Here is a 7,039-nt window from a genome sequence, read left to right as displayed (position 1 = left end):
TACCGAAGCCAGGCTGGAGTAATTGGAGGCCTTGATCGGCAGGGCGATAATCCGGTCCTTCAGTCCTTCCGGGTCGACCTGAACTTTGACTTCCTCAGCCTCTTTCTCGTCTTTCTTCGCTTTCGATTCCTCGCCGTTAATGGCCACTTCGTCGCTCTTAGGCTTAAAGGGCGATTCGATATCCTTGGTCAGGGGGACGAGGTAAATCTTGGCCATGTCCCGGTAGGCGTGATCCCACTCGGTGGCGCTGTAGATGGGGCTGAAATCGCGGTTGGAGACGAAATACAGGTACTTGCCGTCGCTGCTGAATGCTGGCGCGTAGGACTCGTACCAGCCTTCGGTTACCTCGTAGGTCCTGTCATTTGCCAGTGAGTGGAGGTAGACCTTGCTCATAACGTCCTTTTCCGGCCTGGCGTAGGCGATCCATTTGCTGTCGGGTGACCAGGCGTAGTGGTTGAATTCCCAGGCCTCCGCCGCGGCCACTTCCGTGATGCTCTTTTTATCAACGTCGACGTACCGGAGACGGAGCTTCTTATCGGCCCAGACGAGTTTTTTGCTGTCGGGTGACCAATACATCTGATAATAATAGGTATCCGCGCCGGTCGTTATCCGCTGCGGTTCATCCTTGCCTTCCTGGGCAACGATATAGAGCTCGTTTTCACCGCTGGCGTCGGAGAGGTAGGCAATCCACTTACCGTCGGGAGACCACTTGGAATTCCGCTCGTGGGTGCCGGGGGTGGCGGTCAGATTGCGGGTGTTGCCGTGCTTGGCCGGAACGGTGAACACATCCCCGCGGGCACCGAAGAGGGCGCGCTTGCCATCAGGCGAAATCTCGTAATTGGATACCTCCTCGCTTATATCCCGGATGCCGTTTCGTCCCCCCAGCATGTCCTCCGCTATCTTGATGGGCACCTGTTTGTATTCGTCTGTGGCCAGCTCGAGCCGGTAGATGTAGCCGCTGTATTCAAATACGATGGCCTTCTCGCCTAGGGAGGGGAACTTGATATCAAACTCGGTGAAGGCGGTGATCTGTTTTGTCTCAGCGGTCTGGGTATTGTAGACGTAGAGGTTCATACGTTTGTTTTCGTCCCGGTCAGACAGGAAATAGATCTTATTTCCGGCCCACATGGGGATGATGTCCTGGGCCTCGTTCGCGGTGATGTTTTCAAGCTGCCGGGATTGAAAATCGTAGCTCCAGACCTCATCGGCCATGCCGCCGCGATAGCGCTTCCAGGTCCGGAACTCACGGAAAATCCGGTTGTAGGCCAGTTTCCGGTCATCGGGGGAATAGGATGCGAAGCCGCCGCGGGGCAGGGGCAGCTGTTCGGGCAGTCCACCGTCAATAGAGACAGTATACAACTGGCCGTTAAAACTGTTCCAATCCTTTTTCCTTGAGCGGAAGATGATCTCCTTGCCGCTGTTTTTCCAACCGATGACAATGTTGTTGGGACCCATGCGGTCGGAGACGTCGTCACGGCTGAGGGTGGCGGTGTAGGTGAGCCGCCTGGGGATGCCGCCTTCCGCTGGCATGAGATAGACCTCGGTGTTGCCGTCGTATTGCCCGGTGAAGGCAAGCTGCTTGCCGTCGGGTGAAAAGCGGGCAAACATTTCGAAGCCTTCATGATTGGTCAGTTTGCGGGCCACGCCGCCATCGGCGGCTACCGTGTAGAGATCGCCGGCATAGGTGAACACGATCTGATTGCCATGGATAGCGGGAAAGCGCAGCAGGCGGGCCTCGCCATCCGCATATGACGAAACCAGCGGAAGAACTATCAACAGTGCCAACAGGGCAAATGGTCTTTTCATGGGAGCCTCATCTACTTATAACTGTTTGGATATGGTTGCTTTCTACTCCTCAATGGGACTGATAAACTTTAAAAGCTTATAGATATTTAGTATAAAAAATAAGCGATATGTTGGGTCGATCCAAAGGGCGTTCAGCAATCCGGAGCAGGCTTGCTGGTTGGGACAAACGGTCCGGCCAGCGACAAATAGAACAGCGGGCCTTTGGGTGGTGATAATCTATCCGGGTCGGGAAAGGTACTACTAATCCGATTTCCAGCTGTTAGTAAAAGACATATATATTAAATTTTATCATTATTGTTTTGCTGAATAACCCGAATTGTAGGAGGCAAGCATGCGAGTCGTTTATCGTGGAGATCTGGACGGCACCGTGTGTGCGGCCATGCTGATGTATATTGGGCTGTGTGACGACTCACTCCAGGCCCATCCCAAGAATATGCAGGACCGGAAAGTGGACGTTACCGATCAGGATATCCTATGCAACCTGCCTTACCATCCCAGTTGCCATATGTGGTTTGATCACCACTCCAGCGAGCTGGAGCGGAAAGATTTCCCCGCTGATTTCAAAGGCGCCATAGAAATAGCGCCCAGTACCGCAGGCCTGGTTTATAAGTACTTCCTACCTGAACATCCCGAATTGAAAACTTTCGAACAGATTGTGTATGAGACTGATCGCCTGGATAGTGCCGACCTGACGCTAGAGCAGGTTAAAAATCCAACCGGAGCCATTTTGCTAGGTTTTTTGCTTGATCCTCGTACCGGTCTGGGATTAAGCCGTGATTTTCGCATCAGCAATTTTCAATGGGGTTCGCAACTGCCGGAGCTGCTTACGAAGCACTCGATTGATGAAATTCTGGCCCTGCCTGATACCCGGGAAAGGACTCAGCGGTACAACGACATGCAGACGGTTGCCGCCGAATTCTACCTGGCCAATTCCAGGCTGGATGGAAATGTGATCGTCACGGATGTGCGCGGGAAATCCATACCACCGGCGAATCGCTTCCTGATCTATACCTTGCCGGGCCTGGAGAAGGGCAACATTTCGGTACGGATCGCCGATGGGAAAAAGGGCGAGTTTAATTCGATCGCCGTCGCTCATTCCATCTTCAATCGAACCTCCACTGTCGACAGTGGGGAGCTGTGTAAGAAGTATGGCGGCGGTGGCCACCGGGGGGCGGCGACCTGTCAGCCGTCGATTGAAGAAAGCGACCGGATTCTCACGGAAATTATCGCTACCTGCAAAGAGTGACCGGTAGCGGGAACCCGGTGCTCAGCACTGGTAATTAGAAAAGCCCCGGGTGTCCACCCGGGGCTTTTCTGGTTGCTGAATGATTGAAAGCTGCTAGTCCAGCACCTGCCATTCAAATTCCCAGTCCCACTGGTCAAAGTAAAGGTTTCCGCCGCGCCACTCAACCTCGCCGCGTTGCGAATCTACCGTCTCCGAGCGGGGGTGGATTTTTGCCGGATAGAAGGCTTGTGAATAGGCATCGTTGAAAATCAGCCGGTAGCTGTCCATGCCGCTCACATAAAACCATTTCAAGCGGTCATCCTCGGTCTTGCGGATTCCGTAGGTGACATCCATGGGTAACCAACCGTAAGGCGCGAAATAGATCATGCCCCAGTCATGCATGCTGTCGTCCGGTGGCTTGAACTCCCAGCCCGATTGCCAGCGAGCGGGAATAGCATTCATCCGGCACAGGGTGATGAATAGAAGGGTCTGGATGCCGCAGTCCCCGTGCATATTCTCATAGCAGTAAGCGCTGATATTCCGGATGGTGGAATATTCGCGCGCTGAAGCCCAGGGAATATTGGTATCCACCCATGCAAACAACTTGCGGGCAATCAGATAAGGATTCGTTTCTTTGCCCACGATTTCCCGGGACAGTTTCTTCAGCTCCGCAGTGAAGACAATGTGGGGCGGTTCCTCCTGGATGTAGGGGGCCAACTCCGGGATTATATCCACCGGCAGCACCCGGGATAGGTCGATGAGGACATAGGTACCATGGGAAGTATATTCGTACTGCACCTCAAATCGCGTTTTCGTGTCGGTCTGGGCGGACTTTTCGAAATAAACCGTTCGTTGGAGATGGGTGTTATTATCGGCGACGAGATGTTGTTCGGGCTCGGTGGCGATAAGGCGGATATTATCTTGCCGCCCCGGGATTTCACGAGGAAAGGGGATCCAGCAACGGATGATTTCACCCGCCGTGTTAGCATTCTCAGCGACAGTTACCGCTTGCTTGATTCGCAGGCGTACAGGTTCAACATAACGTTGCCCGGTGCTAATGGCGGCCCCGATAACCTTCAGATCATGCTTGTCCAACTCCAGCTTGGCAGCTGTGGCAGTGGTCGTCTGCTCATCCTTGTGTTTTGCTTCCCACTGGGCTTTGGCGTCATGATCGATCCGGAAAAGATTACGGCCAGCACGGGCAAAATAGCGTTTCTCATCGTCGATAATCATGTATTCCAGTGCTTTGGACTCTTCCCAACGCTGCAGGTCAGCCGCAGTCACGTCGGGAATCACGGTTTTGATGTAAGAGGTAACCTCCTCTTCGGTTACGGTAAAATCCTGCTCGATGCGGTCCAGGCGCTCGATTTCGAATTGGAGCTCCAACCTCAGGAGCGGGGTGAGGTCGGGATCATTTTGCAGCCGATCTTGAATGACGGCGCGTGCGCGGCTGAATTCCCCCTGCTCAATCAGGACCATATGATCCTGACGTAGTTGGCTGGAACAAGCCATAGCGATCACCCCCAGCAAAGCGATGGTGATATTAACCTTTATTTTGCATAAGGGACGGATGGCTGATCGTCTCATGATTCACCTCCCTGATTGTTCTTCCTGATATCGGTTCAGCCGGAATATACGTAAGGTTCTTACGGGGCAATTTACATATCGATTCGCCTATTGACCGTGCAATCTGAGCAACCTGTACCGCCACTGCAATGGACGGCCGTCAGGAGCAAGCCGCGAGATAGTTGAAAGAGTGAGTACGTTTATCATCTGGCCCTGATCGAGATTCCAACGCAGGAGCGGGCTTCAGATTCAGGATTCGTTCAGAAGTCAGATGGGAGAATCGGAAAGGTCCTTAAGGAAGGCATCCATACGATTGATTCGCCAGGCCTATTAAGGAAGGCCAATGGTACGTCAACGACATCTGCACTGCCTTGGGGCCAGGGGCTTACCGGAATCTTTTACAGCGAATGATAAACCTACAGCGGAACTGGTGGATACGTGATTAAAATGATTAGCGCAGGCTTAAGAGCGGCACAGGCGCTATAGATACAGAACCGGTGATTATCCCCTGCAGTTCAAGCTGATCAGCGTTAAACTCCTCATTAGACTCAACCTGATAGCGGGAACCTATAAGCTGCTCACACGTTTGCGAGCCACAGTCTTATTGGCGTCAGCTTGGGCGATGGCCTATGACATTATCCGCGGTCATCGGGTAACCATCTTCCTCGACGAGATCAGTACTATCTCAGGCTGCGGTGGCCCTGGAGATTATCCGGTACTAATTTCTGGGCGGTCCGCAGAAATTTTCTCAGCGTCAATGAAATCTTATTACCCGGTACCACACCAATGTCCAAAGCAGACTAGAATGCCACTGGAAAGGGTTCACAGATGCTGTTCAAGACTTTGAGCAAGAAAGAATTCAGGAATCTCGTCGAGCTTCTGCTTGCCGATACCGAGGTCATCGCTCCCAAGCAAATCAGTGTAAATGTGGAGGGGAAACCCATCCACCATTATCTGCCGGTCCAGAAATTCGAAGAGATTGACCTTGATTATGAGACGACTGAATATTCAGCCAAGACTTACTTTCTGCCCTTCTGTGAGAATCTGTCTACCTGCCGTTACGAAGACGACGACTGGACCCAGGAAATACACTATCGGCTCCAGCCGAGGGTTCTCCTGGGACTGCATGCCTGCGACATCAACGCTCTGCTCAAGCTGGATAAGGTGCTTGCTGGTGACCGCTTTCCCAGCCCGTATTACATCTCCCGGCGGAAGAATACCTTCATTGTCGGGATCGATCATAATCCCTGCGAAGGGGGCTTCTGCCAGTCGGTGGGGGCGGACGTGGTGACCCATGGCTTTGATCTGTATCTCACCGATCTTGGCGACCGTTACTTCGTAGCCATCAATTCGGATCAGGGCTTCAATATCCTTATGCGGGTCGCTGCTAAAGACACTATTGAACAGGATACTAGGGATTACCTGGAAGTGCGCCAGCGGATCGCGAGCAAGTTTGTGCCCCTGAATATGCACAACCTGCCAAATCTTATGGACATTGAGTTTGAGTCGGCTGTCTGGGAGAAGTGGGGCCGGAAGTGCCTGAGCTGTGGCAGCTGCGCCATGGTCTGTCCCACCTGCTACTGCTATGGCGTCACAGAGCGGGTCTCCATGAATGGCAGGGAAGGAGCCAAAGTCAAACAGCTCTATTCCTGTAACCTGATCGACTTTGCCGCCGTTGCCGGCGGGCATAACTTCAGGGCGGATCGGGAAACCCGGCTGAAATACCGCTATTATCACCAGCACCGGGGATTCGTGGAAACCTACGAGGAACCCTTATGCGTGGGGTGTAACCGCTGCGGACGCGTCTGCCTGGCCGGAATTAATCCCCCGGACATTATTCGTGACCTGCAAACCGAGGATCAAGTATGACCGAACTGCTACATCCGTTTGACATCACGCGAGAGGCTGATATCATGCAGCCTCTGGATTTCAACCGCCGGAGCCGCCTGAAGCACGTAGATCAGACTTTCAAGAGCGAGATCATAAACATCATCCGCCTGACTGAAATGGAGAAGCTTTTCCAGGTGAGAATCCTGGATGATGCTACCAGGGAGCGGTTCACCTTTCGCCCCGGCCAGTTCGTCATGGTGGAAGTTCCCGGCTACGGCGAGATCCCCATATCCATATCCAGTTCACCTTCCCACAAGGGCTTCATCGAGCTGTGTATTCGCAAGGCGGGCCGGGTCACCACCATTCTGCACAAGGCCCGGCGGGGCGTCCATATCGGCATTCGCGGCCCTTTCGGCACCTATTTCCCGATAGAAAAAATGCGCGGATCTAACATCCTCCTGATTGCGGGGGGGTTAGGTCTGGCCGCGCTCCGGGCACCGATCTTCAGTGTGATCGAAAACCGGTCGAATTTCAACGCGGTGCACATCCTCTACGGGACCAGGGAGCCGAAGCTGCTGCTCTTCAACTACCAGTATGAGGAGTGGAACCGCA

The 7,039-nt window shown here is 53.4% G+C and carries 5 protein-coding genes; 3 read left to right on the top strand and 2 right to left on the bottom strand.

Features of this window, described 5'->3' with window-relative positions:
* A partial coding sequence (locus tag ACETWG_10160) for a protease (protein ID MFB0516947.1) occupies window positions 1-1,806 on the bottom strand: 1,806 nt, incomplete at its 3' end.
* A gap of 331 nt (window positions 1,807-2,137) precedes the next feature.
* Between ACETWG_10160 and ACETWG_10155 the strand changes: the two genes are divergently transcribed.
* A complete protein-coding gene (locus tag ACETWG_10155; GenBank protein ID MFB0516946.1) occupies window positions 2,138-3,052 on the top strand; it encodes an exopolyphosphatase in 915 nt (304 codons plus the stop codon).
* A 93-nt stretch (window positions 3,053-3,145) separates the two neighbouring features.
* Here the strand turns inward: ACETWG_10155 and ACETWG_10150 are convergent, their stop codons facing one another.
* Window positions 3,146-4,618 (bottom strand): transglutaminase family protein, encoded by a 1,473-nt coding sequence (locus tag ACETWG_10150; GenBank protein ID MFB0516945.1) that lies wholly within the window; start codon window positions 4,616-4,618, stop codon window positions 3,146-3,148.
* Between the two features lie 807 nt (window positions 4,619-5,425).
* On the opposite strand from ACETWG_10150, the gene ACETWG_10145 reads away from it, so the two are divergent.
* Together ACETWG_10145 and ACETWG_10140 are read left to right on the top strand one after the other, a co-directional pair.
* Window positions 5,426-6,466, top strand: a complete 1,041-nt coding sequence (locus ACETWG_10145; GenBank protein MFB0516944.1) for a 4Fe-4S dicluster domain-containing protein — start codon at window positions 5,426-5,428, stop codon at window positions 6,464-6,466.
* Window positions 6,463-7,039, top strand: a 577-nt coding sequence (locus tag ACETWG_10140) for an FAD-binding oxidoreductase (protein ID MFB0516943.1), incomplete at its 3' end; no start/stop codon positions are given. The genes ACETWG_10145 and ACETWG_10140, both read left to right, overlap by 4 nt.

This window comes from Candidatus Neomarinimicrobiota bacterium (genome assembly GCA_041862535.1).
Lineage (GTDB): Bacteria > Fidelibacterota > Marinisomatia > SCGC-AAA003-L08 > TS1B11.
This window is presented reverse-complemented; position numbering and strand designations above follow the sequence as displayed.

Coding starts and splice junctions, on each gene's coding strand:
- ACETWG_10150 (MFB0516945.1), bottom strand. CDS start 4,618: ATGAGACGATCAGCCATCCGTCCCTTATGCAAAATAAAGGTTAATATC.
- ACETWG_10155 (MFB0516946.1), top strand. CDS start 2,138: ATGCGAGTCGTTTATCGTGGAGATCTGGACGGCACCGTGTGTGCGGCC.
- ACETWG_10145 (MFB0516944.1), top strand. CDS start 5,426: ATGCTGTTCAAGACTTTGAGCAAGAAAGAATTCAGGAATCTCGTCGAG.